This is a genomic window from Streptomyces spinosus (assembly GCF_020400655.1).
GTDB classification, from domain to species: domain Bacteria; phylum Actinomycetota; class Actinomycetes; order Streptomycetales; family Streptomycetaceae; genus Streptomyces; species Streptomyces argyrophylli.
This window is the reverse complement of sequence record NZ_JAINRC010000002.1, coordinates 624684-641460: the sequence shown is the minus strand read 5'-3', so window position 1 is coordinate 641460 and position 16777 is coordinate 624684. Positions and strand designations below refer to the sequence as shown.

13 protein-coding genes, 1 tRNA gene and 1 riboswitch are annotated in these 16777 nt (G+C 74.1%); of the genes, 7 read left to right on the top strand and 7 right to left on the bottom strand.

The genetic code is table 11. The features are described from left to right. Window positions 1-154 precede the first annotated feature (154 nt). Window positions 155-2230 carry an asparagine synthase-related protein gene (locus tag LG395_RS06865; protein ID WP_225808777.1) on the bottom strand — a complete coding sequence of 692 codons (2076 nt, stop codon included), beginning with the start codon at window positions 2228-2230 and terminating at the stop codon, window positions 155-157. Between the two features lie 736 nt (window positions 2231-2966). On the opposite strand from LG395_RS06865, the gene LG395_RS06860 reads away from it, so the two are divergent. The 4 genes from LG395_RS06860 (at window position 2967) to LG395_RS06845 (ending at window position 7888) form a co-directional block, all read left to right on the top strand. Continuing rightward, window positions 2967-4391 (top strand): NsdA family TPR-like regulatory protein, encoded by a 1425-nt coding sequence (locus LG395_RS06860; protein WP_171154957.1) that lies wholly within the window; start codon window positions 2967-2969, stop codon window positions 4389-4391. A gap of 74 nt (window positions 4392-4465) precedes the next feature. Beyond that, entirely contained in the window at window positions 4466-5683 is a 1218-nt protein-coding gene (gene lhgD, locus LG395_RS06855) for an L-2-hydroxyglutarate dehydrogenase (RefSeq protein WP_225808776.1), read from the top strand. A gap of 33 nt (window positions 5684-5716) precedes the next feature. Further along, the gene (gene trmB, locus LG395_RS06850; RefSeq protein ID WP_171154953.1) at window positions 5717-6550 is read left to right on the top strand and encodes a tRNA (guanosine(46)-N7)-methyltransferase TrmB; all 834 of its coding nucleotides are present in this window, start codon (window positions 5717-5719) and stop codon (window positions 6548-6550) included. A 42-nt stretch (window positions 6551-6592) separates the two neighbouring features. After that, window positions 6593-7888, top strand: coding sequence for a PrsW family intramembrane metalloprotease (locus tag LG395_RS06845; RefSeq protein WP_225808775.1), 1296 nt, complete (start codon window positions 6593-6595; stop codon window positions 7886-7888). 70 nt (window positions 7889-7958) lie between these two features. Here LG395_RS06845 and LG395_RS06840 read toward each other — a convergent pair whose 3' ends face one another. The 3 genes from LG395_RS06840 to LG395_RS06830 form a co-directional block, all read right to left on the bottom strand. Then, window positions 7959-8903 (bottom strand): aldo/keto reductase, encoded by a 945-nt coding sequence (locus LG395_RS06840; protein WP_225808774.1) that lies wholly within the window; start codon window positions 8901-8903, stop codon window positions 7959-7961. Between the two features lie 94 nt (window positions 8904-8997). Continuing rightward, window positions 8998-10035, bottom strand: coding sequence for a M23 family metallopeptidase (locus tag LG395_RS06835; protein ID WP_171154948.1), 1038 nt, complete (start codon window positions 10033-10035; stop codon window positions 8998-9000). Between the two features lie 10 nt (window positions 10036-10045). Next, window positions 10046-10212: riboswitch (cyclic di-AMP (ydaO/yuaA leader) on the bottom strand. Window positions 10213-10454: 242 nt separating this feature from the next. After that, window positions 10455-11636, bottom strand: coding sequence for a PP2C family protein-serine/threonine phosphatase (locus LG395_RS06830; protein ID WP_225808773.1), 1182 nt, complete (start codon window positions 11634-11636; stop codon window positions 10455-10457). A gap of 124 nt (window positions 11637-11760) precedes the next feature. On the opposite strand from LG395_RS06830, the gene LG395_RS06825 reads away from it, so the two are divergent. Next, window positions 11761-11834, top strand: a tRNA-Met gene (locus LG395_RS06825). A gap of 145 nt (window positions 11835-11979) precedes the next feature. On the opposite strand, the gene LG395_RS06820 is transcribed toward LG395_RS06825, so the two are convergent. Continuing rightward, window positions 11980-13110: a dihydrofolate reductase family protein gene (locus LG395_RS06820; protein ID WP_171154944.1), complete on the bottom strand. Its 1131-nt coding sequence runs from the start codon at window positions 13108-13110 to the stop codon at window positions 11980-11982. An 82-nt stretch (window positions 13111-13192) separates the two neighbouring features. On the opposite strand from LG395_RS06820, the gene LG395_RS06815 reads away from it, so the two are divergent. Together LG395_RS06815 and LG395_RS06810 are read left to right on the top strand one after the other, a co-directional pair. After that, entirely contained in the window at window positions 13193-13720 is a 528-nt protein-coding gene (locus tag LG395_RS06815) for a MarR family winged helix-turn-helix transcriptional regulator (protein ID WP_171154942.1), read from the top strand. 153 nt (window positions 13721-13873) lie between these two features. Further along, entirely contained in the window at window positions 13874-14509 is a 636-nt protein-coding gene (locus tag LG395_RS06810) for a GTP cyclohydrolase II (RefSeq protein ID WP_171154940.1), read from the top strand. Window positions 14510-14671: 162 nt separating this feature from the next. On the opposite strand, the gene LG395_RS06805 is transcribed toward LG395_RS06810, so the two are convergent. Together LG395_RS06805 and LG395_RS06800 are read right to left on the bottom strand one after the other, a co-directional pair. Next, window positions 14672-16111 (bottom strand): DHA2 family efflux MFS transporter permease subunit, encoded by a 1440-nt coding sequence (locus tag LG395_RS06805; protein WP_225808772.1) that lies wholly within the window; start codon window positions 16109-16111, stop codon window positions 14672-14674. Between the two features lie 12 nt (window positions 16112-16123). Next, complete coding sequence (locus tag LG395_RS06800; protein WP_225808771.1) at window positions 16124-16720, bottom strand: NADPH-dependent FMN reductase; 597 nt, start codon at window positions 16718-16720, stop codon at window positions 16124-16126. Between the last annotated feature and the right edge of the window lie 57 nt (window positions 16721-16777).

The window sequence follows — 16777 nt, the reverse complement described above, 5'->3', positions numbered from 1 at the left end:
CGAAGACGCGGGGCCGCCGAGGCGCGAAGACGCGAAGACGCGGGGACGCGAAGACGCGAAGGCGCGGGGAACCGCGCGATCAGCCCGGCACGGTCCGCGCACGCACAGCCGGCTCAGCCACCAGCCACCCCCGACGGCTGAGCCGCCCCACCGCTCACGCCCCCGGCGTGAGCGCACTCCGTCTCGGCTGGATCCCCGAAGGGACCGCGCGGGAGCGGGTCGGGGTGCCCGTCCAGCAGGTGCCGCGGCGGGCCAGGAGGCGGCGCAGCCAGAGTTCGAGCGAGACGAGGTCGGCCAGCCCGTCCAGGGGGAGGGTCTCGCCCGCCGCGGCCGAGCGCAGCGCCTTGCGGACGACACGCGCCTCCACCAGCCCCGCGTCGGCCAGCAGCGGGGTGGCGAAGAGGTCCAGGAGGGGGTCGGCCGCCGCACGCAGTCCCGCGCGCGCGGCCGCCGCCGAGGACGCGTGGGAGGGCGCGCCCCACCCGGGCGGGAGGTCGGTGACGCCGGCGCCCTCCAGGACGGTACGCAGGATGGCGGCGCGGGCTCCGGGCTGGACGCGCAGGGCCTCGGGGAGGTCGCGGCAGGCGCGCACGACCTGGTTGTCGAGGAACGGCGCGTGCAGCCGCTGGGAGCGGATCTCCGCGGCCTGTTCCAGGACCCGCAGGTCGGCGGCGTGCCGGGCGAGTACCGCACGCGCGCGGTAGTCGCCGGGGCGCTGCGCGCCGGTCGCGGAGCGATCCGCCTCCGCCTGGAGCAGAACCGATACTTCAGCCAGCGCCTCCCCCGTCAGCCACCGGGCGGCCGGGCCGGGTCTCGCCCAGGACAGCGCGGCGAGCGACGCGCCGACCGCCCCTTTTGGCTCGTCGAAGCGACGCCGCATCAGCCGTTCGGCCAGCACCTCCAGGCCCGCACGGTAGGGGGTGCGGGCGAGCCGCCGGGCCGCGCCGTACACGCGCGCGGGGACCATCACGGAGCCGTCCGCGCGGGCGAGCGCGGCGACCGGCCGGACCAGGTGGCGCCGTTTGCGGTCCACGAGCAGGTCGGCGAGGCGTGCGGGGTGGGCGTCCAGGACCTGGCGGGCGCCGTGGCCGGTGAAGTGGTCGGCGCTGCCGGCGGCGAGCCGCGCGCGGTGCCGGGCGGCCTGGACCAGGGAGGGACCGGGTTCGTCGGTCAGCGGACCCTCGAGGTCGGCGTACGGCAGGGTCTCCTCGTCGCCGGTGACCACGACGTGGTGCAGCCGGGGGTTGGCGGCCAGGGCACCGGCGCGTTCGAGTTCGGCCTCGCGGCCGGTCACGGCCAGGTCGTTGAACGTGACGGCGAGGAGCCGTTCGCCCGCGCCCGTGCCGTGGCCGAGGAGCGTGCCCGGTCTGCCGGGCAGCCCGGCGGCCAGCAGCGCGAGCGTGCCGGAGGCGGGGCCGCCGGACAGGTCGGCGCCGATGCCGGGGACCGGCATGCCGCGCGCCGCCCGCCGCTCGGCCGGTCCCATGCCGGGGACCGGCCCGGGGTCCAGGTCGGGCACGTGCCGGGGTGCCGACAGCCGGGTGCGGACGGCCTCCACGAGCGCGTCCCGGACGGCGTCCACGGCGCGGCCGGGGTCGGCCGGGGGCGCGGCGACGGCGAGGGAGGCGACCGGCTCGTACCCGGCGACCTCCCGCGCCCCGGCGCGCAGCACCAAGGCGTGCCCCGGCGGAATGCGCCGTACGCCCTCGTAGGGGGTGCTGTCGCGCAGCGCGGCCGGGACGTCCGGGGCGGCGAGCAGGGCGGCGAGGTGGGTGAAGTCGAGGTTGGCCTCGACGAGGTCGGCGAGGGGCAGCGCGGCGGTGGCGTAGGCGGTGCCGCCGGCCCAGGGGGTGTAGAACACCGGCCGGGCGCCCGCGAGATCGCCGCAGACGGTGATGCGGCGGCCGGCCTGGACGACGGCCGTGTAGCTGCCGGGCCAGGTGGTCAGGTGGCGCACGGCGCCCCCACGCGCGGTGAACAGGCCGCGCCGCAGTTCCTCGTCGGTGGCGCCGCAGATGCCGAGGACGGCGATCCGGTGCTGTGCGTCGGCGTGGACCACGCGCACCTCGTCCGGGCGCCAGTCGCCGACGGCCCACAGCGGATCCGGGTCGCCCCACAGGAGTTGGGAGCCGACCGGCTGGAGGGTCTCGCCGTCGTGTCCGACGGCACCGGCGGAGCCGATCCCGGCGGCGCCCGCGGCGGTGCTGCTCCAACCCACCAACCACCGCATCGACGCCTCCACAGGCTGTGGACGAACAGTGCACCGTACGAACCGGACCCCATGCTGCCATGAAGGGCGCACGGGAGAGGGACGGCGGCACCGCCTTCGATCGGGGGAAAACCAAGGGGGACACGCGGAGCGGGCCTGGGGAGTCGGCGGCCGGCCGGCGTTCCCGCAGGGGGTGGGGTCCGGACGGCAGCGCACGGGCCCGGCGCGAATGCGCCCCCTACGCGCTCCCCCAAACCGCCCTTCGCGCCGTCAAGTTGCATGGTAGGAGCGGCAATTGAGCGCACGCGACGAGGGGCGGTTTTCGGCCAATTAAATGGAGGGGCACCGGAGATGAGCACGCTCCGTAGGGGCCTGCGGAGCGCGCGGCGGTCCACACGCGCGCACGGTCCGGGAGGCGGGCATCGCCTCCCGGACCGGTCCGCCACCCGCGGGGATGAAGGCGGCGGTGTCCCCCAGCCCGCTGGATCCAGTACAGCGGGCCGACCCACGCAAGACCCATGGAACCGCCCCCCGGGTGGCCGGAGTAGAGCGCACGGACGGGCGCACGGCCACACGTGCGGGGGCACGCGGCGACAGGCCGTGCACGGTGCGTACAGGGTCCGGGGCTTCGTACGGACCACAATCCCGCCAACCGGAACAATGCCCCTTAACGCTTGGGATGCGGCGAACTACGCTGGGTTTACGAATGCCGCGTGGTTATGCCAGCGCGGCAGCCGTCTGTGTCGAGGGGTGGCGCATGTCCAGGGAGCAACGCGGGCCGAACGAAAAACTCGGCGCCGTTCTCGCCCTCGCGGGAATCAGCAACGCGGGACTCGCCCGCCGTGTCAACGACCTCGGCGCGCAGCGCGGGTTGACGCTTCGCTACGACAAGACGTCCGTGGCGCGCTGGGTGTCGAAGGGCATGGTGCCGCAGGGTGCGGCGCCGCACCTCATCGCCGCCGCCATCGGCCAGAAGCTCGGCCGGCCGGTGCCGCTGCACGAGATCGGCCTGGCGGACGCCGATCCCGCGCCCGAAGTGGGCCTCGCCTTCCCGAGGGACGTCGGCCAGGCGGTGAGGTCCGCGACGGAGCTGTACCGCCTCGACCTCGCCGGCCGCCGCGCCGGCACCGGCGGCATCTGGCAGTCGCTCGCCGGGTCGTTCGCGGTCAGCGCGTACGCGACGCCCGCCTCACGCTGGCTGATAACCCCCGCCGACAGCTCGGTCGCGCGGGAGGCGGGCTCCGCCGAGGGATCCGGCGCACCGATCAAAGTCGGCCACAGCGATGTGCAGAAACTGCGGGAGGCCGCCGAGGACGCCAGGCGGTGGGACTCCAAGTACGGGGGCGGGGACTGGCGTTCGTCGATGGTGCCGGAGTGCCTGCGGGTGGAGGCGGCCCCGCTGCTGCTCGGCTCCTACTCCGACGAGGTCGGCCGCGCCCTGTTCGGCGCCTCGGCCGAACTGACCCGGCTCGCCGGGTGGATGGCCTTCGACACCGGGCAGCAGGAGGCCGCGCAGCGGTACTACATCCAGGCGCTGCGGCTCGCGCGCGCGGCGGCGGACGTCCCGCTGGGGGGGTACGTCCTCGCCTCCATGTCGTTGCAGGCGACCTACCGGGGCTTCGGCGACGAGGGGGTCGACCTGGCGCAGGCCGCCCTGGAGCGGAACCGGGGGCTGGCGACCGCGCGGACGATGAGTTTCTTCCGGCTGGTCGAGGCCCGGGCGCACGCGCGCGCGGGAGACGCGCAAGCGGCCGGCGCGGCGCTGAAGGCGGCGGAGGGGTGGCTGGAACGATCCCGTCCCGGTGACAACGACCCCTCCTGGCTCGGTTTCTACGGGTACGACCGGTTCGCCGCGGACGCCGCCGAGTGCTACCGGGATCTGAAGGCACCGCGTCAGGTGCGCAGGTTCACCGAGCAGGCGCTGTCGAAGCCGACGGAGGAGTTCGTACGGTCGCACGGGCTGCGGCTGGTCGTCTCGGCGGTCGCCGAGCTGGAGTCCGGCAACCTCGACGCGGCGTGCGAGCAGGGGGTGCGGGCCGTGGAGGTGGCCGGGCGGATCTCGTCGGCACGCACGACGGAGTACGTGAAGGACCTCCTGCACCGCCTGGAGCCGTACGGGGACGAGCCGCGGGTGGTGGAGCTGCGGGAGCGGGCCCGCCCCCTGCTGATGGCTCCGGCGTAGGGCCGCGCCCCTTCGTCGTACGACCCGGCGTTTGAAGCCGTTGTCAGTGGCGCAATGCACTATCGGAGGCGGAGGTGGTGCAGGTGCGGGCCGGGGCGTACGACTGTGATGTGCTCGTCATCGGTGGGGGGATCGTCGGGCTGTCGACCGCGTACGCGATTACCAGGGCCGCGCCCGGTACGCGCGTGGTCGTGCTGGAGAAGGAGCCGGGGCCGGCCCGGCACCAGACGGGGCGCAACAGCGGGGTGATCCACAGCGGTATCTACTACCGCCCGGACTCGCTCAAGGCGCGGTACGCGGTGCGGGGCGCCGCCGAGATGGTGAAGTTCTGCGCCGAGTACGGCATCGCGCACGCCGTCACCGGCAAGCTGATCGTCGCCACCGAGCGCGACGAGCTGCCGCGGCTGCACGCGCTGGTGCAGCGCGGCCGGGAGAACGGCATCCCGGTGCGGGAGCTGGGACCCGCGCAGATCACCGAGTACGAACCCCAGGTGCGCGGCCTGGCCGCCATACACGTCGGTACGACCGGGGTGTGCGACTACGTGGGCGTCGCGGGCGAGCTGGCGCGGGCCTCCGGCGCCGAGATCCGGTACGGCGCCCGGGTGGTGCGCGTGGACCGGCGGCCGGAGCGGGGCGTGGCCGTGCTCACCGCCACCGGGGACGTCGTACGCGCACGCGTGCTCGTGAACTGCGCCGGGCTGCACTGCGACGAGGTGGCCCGGCTGACCGGCGACGACCCCGGGGTGCGGATCGTGCCGTTCCGCGGGGAGTACTACGAGCTGGCGCGGGCGGAACTGGTGCGGGGGCTGGTGTACCCGGTGCCGGACCCGGCGTTCCCGTTCCTCGGGGTGCATCTGACGCGCGGGATCGACGGCGGCGTGCACATCGGGCCCAACGCGGTGCCGGCGCTCGCCCGGGAGGGGTACGACTGGGGGGTCGTACGGCCCCGGGAGCTGGCCGGGACGGTCGTGTGGCCGGGGTCCTGGGCCATCGCCCGGCGGCACTGGCGGTACGGCGCCGGTGAGCTGCGCCGGTCGGTGTCCAAGGGGGCGTTCCTGGAGGCCGTGCGAAGACTGCTGCCCGCGGTCGAGGCCGCGGATCTGGTGCGGGCCCCGGCCGGGGTGCGGGCGCAGGCGGTGCTGCGGGACGGGACGCTGGTGGACGACTTCCTGATCCGGGAGGGCGCGCGGGCGGTGCACGTGCTGAACGCGCCCTCGCCCGCGGCCACGGCCTCGCTGCCCATCGGGCGGGAGATCGGGCGCCGGGCGCTGGCGATGCTCGGCTCGCTCTAGCGGCCCGTCGGCACCCGTAAAATCGGTCGTACTGTGTCTGACTCCCTGAACGCCCCCGCCCCGCCCCCGGCCCCCCACAGCCCCGGTGTCCCCGTCCCGCACACCCGGGCCAAGGGCGAGCCGCGCTTCCCCGACGGGCCCAAGGCCGATCCGGCCGGGTCGCACTTCGAGCGGCGGATCCGGAGCTTTCAGCCGCGGCGGAGCCGGGTGACGACCGGGCAGGCCGATGCCTTGCAGCGGCTGTGGCCCAAGTGGGGGCTGGACATCGACGGGCAGCGGGTGATCGACCTCGCCGAGCTGTTCGGCAACGACCGGCCCGTGGTCCTGGAGATCGGGTTCGGGATGGGCGAGGCCACCGCGCGGATGGCCGCGGGCGACCCGGACACCAACATCCTGGCCGTCGACGTGCACACCCCCGGCCAGGGCAACCTGCTGGGTCTCGCCGACCGCAACGGCCTGTCCAACGTCCGGGTGGGCAACGGCGACGCGATCATCCTGCTCCGGGAGATGCTCCGCCCCGACTCGCTGGACGGGCTGCGCGTCTACTTCCCCGACCCCTGGCCCAAGAAGCGGCACCACAAGCGGCGGCTCATCCAGCCCGAGTTCCTCACGCTCGCCGCGTCCCGGATGAGGCCGGGCGCGCTCCTGCACTGCGCGACCGACTGGGAGCCGTACGCCGAGCAGATGCTGGACGTGCTCACCGCCCACCCCGGCTTCGAGAACACCCAGCCGGACGGCGGTTTCGCGCCGCGCCCGGAGTTCCGGCCACTGACCCGTTTCGAGGGACAGGGACTGGACAAGGGACATGTGGTGAACGACCTGCTGTTCCGGCGCGTACCGCACAGCACCGCTGAGCTGGACCGATAATCCGCTCCAGCCCCTCGTCCCGCCACCGTTAGGGTCGATGCCGTGGCCACCAGTCCTCCGTTTCCGCCGTACCCCCCGAGCCCCGGCGACGGTGTGCTGCGCCACCCGCACTGGTGGCAGCGCAGGTGGGTGCGGTACGGGGCGCTGAGTTCCCTGCTGGCCCTGTCCGGCCTGGTCATCCTCGCCCTCGTACGGCGGCAGACGGGCACGGAGGGCTTCCTCGTCGGCCTCGGACTGGCCGTACTGCCCGTGCCCTGGCTGATGGCCGCCTTCCGGTGGCTGGACCGGGTGGAGCCGGGCCCCTGGCGGAATCTGGTCTTCTCCTTCGCCTGGGGGGCCTGTGCGGCGGCGCTGATAGCCATCGTGGCCAACAGCTTCGCGACCAAGTGGATCGCCACCTCGACCGCGGACCCGGCCAGTGCCGACACGCTGGGCGCCACCGTGATAGCGCCGATCGTGGAGGAGTCCGCGAAGGCCGCCGCCGTCCTGCTGGTGTTCCTCTTCCGCCGGCGTGACTTCACCGGGATCGTGGACGGGGTGGTGATAGCGGGCGTCACCGCCACCGGGTTCGCGTTCACCGAGAACATCCTCTACCTCGGTACGGCCTTCGGGACCGACCAGCTCACCGGCGACAGCGGCATCGCCTCCGTCACCGCCGCCACCTTCTTCGTGCGCATCGTGATGTCCCCGTTCGCGCACCCCCTGTTCACCGTCCTCACCGGCATCGGCTTCGGCGTCGCCGCGCTGTCCGCCGAGCGGCAGCACGCGCGGCGGGTGCTGCTGCCGCTCTGCGGGCTGCTGCTCGCGATGGGCATGCACGCCTTCTGGAACGGCTCCTCCACCTTCGGCGAGTACGGCTTCTTCGCCGTCTACGGCGCCTTCATGGTGCCCGTGTTCGCGGTGGTGACCTGGCTCGCGGTCTGGACCCGGCAGCGGGAGCTGCGGACCGTGCGGGCGGAGCTGCCCCCGTATGTGCTGGCCGGGTGGCTGGGCCCGGCCGAGCCGTTCGCGCTCGGGTCGATGCGGGCGCGCCGGATGGCCCGGGACTACGCCCGGCACCACCACGGGCGCCAGGCGGCGCGGGAGGTGGCCCGGTACGAGGCGTACGCGACCTCGCTGGCGTTCCTGCGGCACCGGGGGCGCCGGGGCAAGGCCGGCCCCGACTTCGTCGTCCGGGAGCGTGAGCTGCTGGACGAGCTGTGGAAGCGCAGGGACGTGGCCCGGCCCGCGCTGGAGTACGCGAGCAGGGCGTCGGTTCCCGCGCCGGTGTTCTGGGGGCCGACGCCGTACGGGCATCCGGCGGTTCCGTATCCCGCGTACAACCCGTACCGGACGTAGTCACGGGGGCCGACGGGGCTTCGTCGGCACCGCAGGACCGCGCGACGCCGGACGATCCGAACGAAAGACCCTAGGCGGACGCCTCCGTCAGCCGGGTCACCTCGGCCTCCGTCAGCTTCAGCTCCGCGACCCCCAGCAGCGCCGGGAGCTGTTCCACCGTCCTCGCCGAGGCGATCGGGGCCGTGACCGTGGGCTGGGCGGCGAGCCAGGCCAGGGCCACCGTGGCGACCGGGGCCCCGTGGGCCGCCGCGATCTCGTCCAGGGCCGCGAGGACCTTCCGGCCGCGCTCGGACTCCGCGTGCTTCCGGGCTCCTTCGGCGCGGGCGCTGTCGACGGTCGTACCGGGCCGGTACTTGCCGGTCAGGAAGCCCGAGGCGAGGGAGAAGTACGGGACGGCGGACAGGCCCTCACGGGCGACGAGGTCCTGCAACGGGCCCTCGTAGGTGTCCCGCGAGACCAGGTTGTAGTGCGGCTGGACGGCGACGTAGCGGGCGAGGCCCTCGCGGTCGGAGAAGTCCAGGGAGGCCCGCAGCCGCTCGGGGCTGATGTTGGAGGCGGCGATGTGCCGGACCTTCCCGGCCCTCACCAGCTCGTCCAGCGCGCCGATGATCTCCTCGACCGGCACCTCGGGCTTGTCGAAGTGGGTGTAGTAGAGGTCGATGTGGTCGGTGCCCAGGCGGCGCAGGGAGGCGTCGGCCGCGGCCTTGATGTTGGCCGCGGACAGGCCCTGGTACTCCGGGTGCTGGCTGACCTTGGTGGCGATGACGACCTCGGAGCGGTTGCCGCGGGCCTTGACCCACTTGCCGATGATCGTCTCCGACTCGCCGCCCTGGTTGCCCTCGACCCAGGCGGAGTAGGAGTCGGCGGTGTCGACGAAGTTGCCGCCCGCCGCGGTGTAGGCGTCGAGGACGGCGAAGGAGGTCCGTTCGTCGGCGGTCCAGCCGAAGACGTTGCCGCCGAGGCAGAGCGGGAAGACCTCGAGACCGGAGGAGCCGAGCTTACGAAGTGATGTCATACGTCATGGCAACACCGGCGGTGGGTGATCGCATCCCACCGCCGGGGCGGAGCCCCCGCCAAGACCTCGCAAAGAATCCCGTGGGACGGGACCGTCAGGGGTTGAGGCCCTTGCCGCGCAGCCACGCCATGGGGTCGATGCCGGTGGCCTGGCCGTCGGGGTGGACCTCGATGTGGACGTGCGGCCCGGTGACGTTGCCGGTGGCGCCGACACGGCCGATGACCTCGCCGGTGGTGACCTTCTGGCCGACGGAGACGCTGATCGAGGACTGGTGGCAGAACCACAGCTCGGTGCCGTCGTCCAGGGTGAGGATCGTGCGGTAGCCGTAGGAGCCGGCCCAGCCCGCCTCGGTGATCGTGCCGCTGTGCACGGCCTTGATCAGGGTGCCGGTGGGAGCGGCGAAGTCGAGACCGGTGTGGTAGCCGGAGGACCACATCCCGCCGGCCTGGCCGAAGGTCGAGGTGATCGTGTACGAGGAGGTGGGCAGCGTGTACTGCTCGGCCAGCTTCGCCAGCCGCTCCTGCTCCGCCTTCTTCGCGGCGGCGGCCTCGGCCTTCTCCTTGGCCGCGGCGGCCTGCGCGGCGGCCTCCTTCTCGGCCTGGGCGGCGGCGTCGGCGCTCTGCTTCTCGGCGACGGCGACCGCGGCGGCGGTGGCCCTGCTCTCGGCCTGGCCCTGCTGCTGCTCGGCCTGGGCCATGATCCGGTTGCGCAGCGCCTCGCCCGCGTCGGCACTGTCCTCGCCGGCGGCCGTGGTCACGCCGACGGTGCTGAGCGTGGCCGTGGCGGCCTCGGCCGGGTGGGCGTCGGCGGAGTCGTCGTGGAAGAGGGAGCCGACCGAGGGCAGGTCCGGCAGGGAGATGGAGACCGGCGGCTTGCCGGTGTTGGCGCTGGCCATGCCGCCCGCGCCGACCGCGGCCATGACGCCGACGCCCAGGACGGTGGAGCTGCGCGCGAAGCCGCCGCGCTGCTTGGCGACGCGGTGCCGGCCGCGCACCGGGGCGACGGACTCCTCGGTGGGGTTCCACTCCTCCCAGGGGCCCTCCTCGGCGCGGTAGGCGCCGTACCCGAAGGTCTCGGGCTCGCGCTGTGCCGGCATGAACGGGGCTTCTGGGGCAGGCCGGTTGGACGCCACGCGGGCGTACTCCTTTCCTTCCTTTCGCCTACCGGGTTAGCTGACGGGTTCGGAGCAGGAAGGTCTCCTACGCGCGTATACCGGTCGTGGACTTCGCGAGTTCACGACGGCGTTCGCGTGATTCACCCCAAGGTGGTGGTTCCCCGGCTCCCTTGCGGGATTAGGCGCGTGCGCACGGAGCCGCCTCTTGTGACGGCTGTGACGACCGCGCTGCGTTATCGAACGTTAATAGACCCGACAGTCACTTTCCAAGCCGTTCGGCTTGATCATTCGCGTCTTTGACGGCGGAGCTTTCGGCCACTACCGCGCCAAACCGGGCGAGTTGGCCGAGCATCCGTCCCGTTCAGCAGTCACTTTCGGTTTTGATGGTGACTCAGACGTTATGCGCACGGCGGTCGTCCGGTCACCTTCGGTGACGTTCAGGGCCGCCGCACGGCGAGCAGCGCCATGTCGTCGGCCATGCCGCCCCCGGAGTGCCGGCGCGCCTCCTCGGCGAGCCGGCCGACCAGTGCCGCCGGGCCGTCGAAGGTGCGCCCGGCGAGCCGTCGTTCGGGGTCGTAGAACCGGCCGTGGGCGTCCCGGGCCTCGGACAGGCCGTCGGTGTGGAACAGCAGGGTCGCGCCGCTCGGGAAGGCGGTCTCGGTGGCCCGGTCCGGCCAGATGCCGAGGTCGCCCATGCCGAGCGGCAGCGCGGGCTCGGCGGGGGCCAGGGTGCGCAGGGTGCCGTCGGCGCGCAGCAGCAGCGGCGGCGGATGGCCGCGGTTGACGATCCGTACGGCGCCGTCGCCGTGCGGGAGTTCGGCGAGGACCGCGGTGGTGAACCCCTCGAAGGCGTCGATCCCGTCGCGCCGGGTGCCCTCGCGGGCCAGCGCCCGCTCCAGCCGTTCGGCGACCGCCTCCAGCGTGGCCTCCTGCTCGGCCGCCTCCCGGAACGCGCCGATCACCACGGCCACCGCGGCGACCGCGCCCATGCCCTTGCCGCGCACGTCCCCGACGACCAGCCGGAGGCCGTACGGGCTGTCCTGCACCGCGTACAGGTCGCCGCCGATGAACGCGTCCTGCCGTGCCGCCTCGTAGCAGGCGGCGATCTCGTAGCCGCCGATCCGCTCGTCCGGTTCCGGCAGGACGGCCCGCTGGGCGGCCTCGGCGATCTCGCGGGCGGAGGCGAGCCGCCGGTCGCCCCGGCGGACCACGCGGTTGATGGCGACGGCCAGCAGGGCGACCGTGGCGACGGTGACCACGTCGGTGAGGGTGCCCACGGTGGGATGGGCCCCGGCGTCGGTGTGCACGCAGTAGGCGGCGGCGAGGGAGACGAGGCCGGTCAGGACCGTGGTGCGCAGCGAGGACAGGGGCGCGGCGACCAGCGGGGCCGCGGTGAAGAACGGGACGGCGGTGAAGTCGTCCGGGGCGAGCAGGCCGTACAGGGCACCGCAGGCGACGAGCAGGGCGGGCAGGGCCCCGGCCAGGGCACGGGGGCCCGGGCGGCGGCGGGCGCGCACCGGCACGGGTTCGTCACCGAGCCCCGGGTCGGGCACGGGGTCGCCGGGGAGCCGGCCGCCCGCCCTGGCGTACGGGGTCTCCTCCACCTTTCCAGGGCGCACCGCGTGTCTCCCGCTTGTCCGACGTGCCTCCAGCTTTCCGGGCCCCGGGACGGGCGGCGACCGGTGTGGGCCGAAAGGGGTGTGCGAGCGGTCCCGCGCATGGCGTACACTGGAGTCACAACGACGCGGGGTGGAGCAGCTCGGTAGCTCGCTGGGCTCATAACCCAGAGGTCGCAGGTTCAAATCCTGTCCCCGCTACTGAAGGCTCAGGGCCCGGAATCCCCAGGATTCCGGGCCCTGAGTCGTTCCCGGGCCGCCCCGGTGCCCCGCGAGGGGCGCGGGGAACCGCGTGACCGGTCGTGACGCGCCCGCCCGCCGGGGGGCCCGGCGGGCGGGCGGGCGCTCACAGCAGGTGGGCGTTGGGTGCCTTGGCCTGCTCCTCCAGCTCGGGCAGCACGACGACCCGCGCGCCCCCCGCGGCCAGGACCCCGGTCCCGTCGGCCCCCGCCACGAACGTGTCCGGCTCGCGCCAGGCGGTGACCACCCTGCGCACCCCCGCCCCGAGGATCAGCTCGGCACACGGTGCCGGACGGGACGCACGCCGGGCGCAGGGCTCCAGGCTGCTGTACACGGTGGCACCGGCCAGCCGCGCGTCGTCCGCGCCGATCTTCGCGAGCGCCGCCTCCTCCGCGTGGACGACGGGATCGGCGCCCTCCCGCGAATGACCCCGGGCCAGTTCCGTGCCGTCGGCGGCCACGACCACCGCACCGACGCTGAACGCCGTCTCCGACGGCGGACACAGCGCCGCCAGTTCACAGGCGGTCCGCAGCCAGTGGCGGTCGGCGGCGGTGGCGACCGCCCCGGTGCCGGGGGCCGTCGGCACGTACCGCATCAGCACGACGTCCTCGATCCGGCGGGTGTCGAGCAGGCGCAGCCGTCCGGGCTGGTAGGCCCCCGGCCCGAACAGGCGGGGCGCCGCGGGATCGCCGACGAACAGCGGGGCGAGGACCAGCTGGAGCTCGTCGGCGAGGCCCTGGTGCAGCAGCTGGGTGTGGACCGTGCCGCCGCCCTCCACCATCAGGCGGCCGACACCGCGCACGTCGTGCAGGTGCTCCAGCAGGGCCCGCCAGTCCAGGTCGGGACCGAGCGGGACGACGTCGGCGCTGCGCCCGAGGCGGCGGGCGGCCCGCTCGGCGCCCTGGTCGGTGGTGTAGACGATCTTGTCGCCGCCGGTGTGCCAGAACTTCGCGTCCGGATCGAGGTCGCCGGTGGCCGTGACCGTGACCTTCAGCGGGTACTCCGGCTCGCCCCGTGCCACCCGGTCCGCGCGCCGTTCGGCGGAGTTGACCAGCAGGCGGGGGTTGTCGGCACGGATCGTCCCGGCGCCGACGAGGATCGCGTCGGCCGAGGCCCGTACCGCGTCGACCCGGTCGAAGTCGGCCGGGCCGGACAGCAGCAGGCGGTCGGGACCGGTGTCGTCCAGATAGCCGTCGAGGGAGACGGCGGCGGACAGCAGCACGTACGGCAGGGGCATCGGCGCCCTCTCTTCCTGAGGCGGACCTCGCCCGCCCGGCGGACGAGCTTGTTCAAGTTTTAAACAAACTTACACTGGAGGCATGACGACCCGCTGGCTCACACCCGAGGAGCAGCGCGCCTGGCGCGCCTACATGGCCGCCTCCCGCCTCCTGGAGGACGCCATCGACCGGCAGCTCCAGCAGGAGGGCGGCATGCCGCACCTGTTCTACTCGGTGCTGGCCAACCTCTCCGACGCCCCCGACCGGCGGCTGCGCATGACCGATCTCGCCGAGACGCTGAAGATCACCCGCAGCCGGCTCACGTACGTGGTGACCCGGCTGGAACGGGACGGACTGGTGCGCCGGGAGACCTGCCGCTGGGACAGGCGCAGCTCGCTCGCCGTGCTCACGGACGAGGGGGTCGCCGTCCTGGAGCGTACGGCACCCGGGCACGTCGAGACGGTCCGCAGCACCCTGTTCGACCGGCTCACCCCGGAGCAGGTGGGGCAGCTGGAGGAGATCTGCACGGGGATCGCGCGCGGGCTCCAGGGCGAGGACGACCGGTCCGGTGCCGAGGACGTTCCCTGGCGGCGCCGTTCGTCGTGCTCGTCACCGCCGGCGTCCTCCTGAGCGGGAGCCTCGGGCGTCCTGCCGGGCGGCACCTCGGGCCTGGCGCCGAGCGGGCCGGGCCGCCAAGTCCCCAATTGCTTTAACTTTTAAGCAGGAGTAGGGTCCATGCGAACCGCTGCTTCAAATCTGAAGCAACCGTCCCGGAGGACCCGCATGCCCGACATCCCCGCCGCCACCCCGCGCGCCCGCGTCCGGGTACCGCTGCGTTTCGCCGACGGCTACGGCACCGACGCCGAACTCGTCACCTTCCACGGCCTCACCGACGGCCGGGAACACCTCGCCGTCGTCCTCGGCGAGCCCGGCCCGGTCCCGCTGGTGCGCCTGCACTCGGAGTGCCTGACCGGGGACGTCTTCGGCTCGGCCCGCTGCGACTGCGGACCGCAGCTGCGCGAGGCGGTCGAGCGCATCGCCGGCCGGGGCGGCGTCCTGCTCTACCTCCGCCAGGAGGGCCGGGGCATCGGCCTGTACAACAAGCTCGACGCGTACGCCCTCCAGGACCAGGGTCTCGACACCTACGCGGCGAACGCCGCCCTCGGCCTGCCGGAGGACGCCCGCGACTACACGGCGGCCGCCCAGATGCTCGGTGCCCTCGGCATCACCGAGCTCGACCTGCTCTCCAACAACCCCGACAAGGCCGAACAGCTGCGCTCGCTGGGGATCGCGGTACGGGACCGGGTGCCGACCGGTGTCTTCACCACCGCCCACAACGTCCGCTACCTGCGCGCGAAGGTACTCCACACCCAGCACACCCTGCCGCTGGCGGAACTGACCGAGCTGACGGCGGGATAGGGTCTTTCGTTTGGATCAGGCCGGATCAGGGAGCGGGGTCTGGTGCCGTGCATCGCAAGGCGGAGGAGGGCGCCATGGCGGAGCCATGGCAACCGACGACAACGCGGCGAGGCGCGGTGCCAGACCCCGCGAGCCCGGCATGATCCAAACGAGAGGCCCTAGCTAGCCGCCGGCGGGGCGGCCGGGCAGCCGGAGGGCGCAGGGGACGGCGGCGGCGAGCAGGGCGGCCGTCACGGCGTAGGTGAGCCGGAAGCCGGCCGGGGACGGGCCCGCCGCGGCCAGCACCACCGACAGCAGGGCCGTACCGACCGACGCGGCGAGCTGGGCGTTGATGCTCAGCGCGGTGCTCGCCCCGGGCAGCCGGTCCGGGGGCAGGCCACGGGTCGCGGTGGTCATCGCCGGCATCAGCGTCATCCCGGCGCCGACGCCCATCACCATGCCCGCGACGGCGATCCGCCAGGGCGCGACCCCCGCCGTGCCGGTCTGCCAGGCCATCAGCCCCATTCCGAGGGCGGCCACCGCGCAGCCGGCCGTGATCAGCCGGCGTGGCACCGCCGTGTCGATCCGGCGGGCCGCGACCTGCATCGTCACCCCGACCACGAGCCCGGCCGGCGCCCCGAGCAGTCCGGCCGCCGTCGCGCTCAGGCCGCGCTCCTGCTGCCAGTACAGCGGCCCGAGCAGCATCGACCCGAAGTAGCCGCAGGTGAACGGGGCGAGCGTGCCGATACCGGCGGCGAAGGTGCGGTCCCGCAGCAGCCGCAGGTCCAGCAGTGGCGCCCGGACGGTGAGCGCCCGCCGTACGAAGGCCGCCGCGAGGACGGCGCCGGCGAGCGTCGGCAGCAGCGCGCCGGGTGCCGTGAAGTCCCCGTGCTCACCGCCCCGGGCCAAGCCGTACAGCAGCAGGGCCAGACCGGGTGAGAGCATCAGCAGGCCGGGAACGTCCAGCCGGGGCAGGTCCCGGCCACGGCCCTCCGGGGCGTCCCGGGGCAGCAGTCGGGCCGCCAGCACCAGGGCCAGGGCGCCGACGGGCAGGTTGATCAGGAAGATCCAGTGCCAGGACGCGGCGTCCAGCAGCCGGCCGCCGAGCACCGGTCCGGCGACCGGGCCGATCAGGAGGGGCAGCCCCAGCAGACCCATCGCCCGGCCGAGCCGGGCCCGGTCCGCGACCCGCATGCCCATCGCCATGCCGACGGGTTGCAGCAGGCCGCCGCCCAGCCCCTGGACCACGCGGAACGCGATCAGGCTCCCCGCGTCCCAGGCGCAGGCGGCGAGCAGCGAGCCCAGCGTGAACAGGGCGAGCGCGGTGATGTACGTCCGCTTGGCGCCGACGCGGCCCATCGCCCAGGCGGCGGCCGGGATGACCGCGGCGAGCGCGAGGGTGTACGCGGTCGCGGTCCACTGGATGGTCTCCAGCGGGGCGCCGAACGACTCCGAGAGGTGGCGCAGCGCGACGTTGACGATCGTCATGTCCAGCACGGACATGATCGTGCCGAGGACGACGACGGCGACGACCCGGTGGAGGACGGCCGGGGAGGCGGCGGGGGCCGCCACGCCGGCGGGGGGAACGGGCCGGGCGGAACCGGCGGACGGGAGCCTGCTCATCGCAGCCGCCCCTCAGCCCGCGTAGGGACGCTCGGCGCGCGCGGTCCGCAGGGCCCGGCCCCACCAGGCGAGCTGGCCGAGCATGCCCTTGACCGCGCCCGCGGACACGTCGGCGTCGCGCGGGGTGCCGTCCTCTCCCAGGCCGGACCAGGGCCCGTGCAGGCTGACCGAGTCGCGCACGGTCACGGCGTGCAGTTCGGCGAAGACCAGCCGGAGCTGCTCCACCGCTCGCAGCCCGCCGCCGAGACCGCCGTACGACACGAAGCCGACCGGCTTGGCCTGCCACTCGCGGTGGTGCCAGTCGATGAGGTTCTTCAGGGCCGCCGGGAAGCTGTGGTTGTACTCGGGGGTGACGATCACGAACGCGTCGGCGGCGGCGAGCCTCGGTGTCACGTCCCGCAGCGCGGCGACGGCCTCGGGGCTCGGGGTGCCGCCCCAGCCCGGCAGCACCAGCGGCAGGTCGACCCCGGCGAGGTCGATGACGTCCAGGTCGAGGTCCGGGTCGGCGGCGGCCGTGGTGAGGAACCAGTCGGCGACGGCCCTCCCCAGCCGGCCCTCACGCACGCTGCCGACGATGACGGTGACGCGAAGCGCATCGGAAACGGACACAGTTGTCCCCCTTGTGGTGCGTGTCGGTCCGGCGGTGACCGTGACGGTGACCGCCTC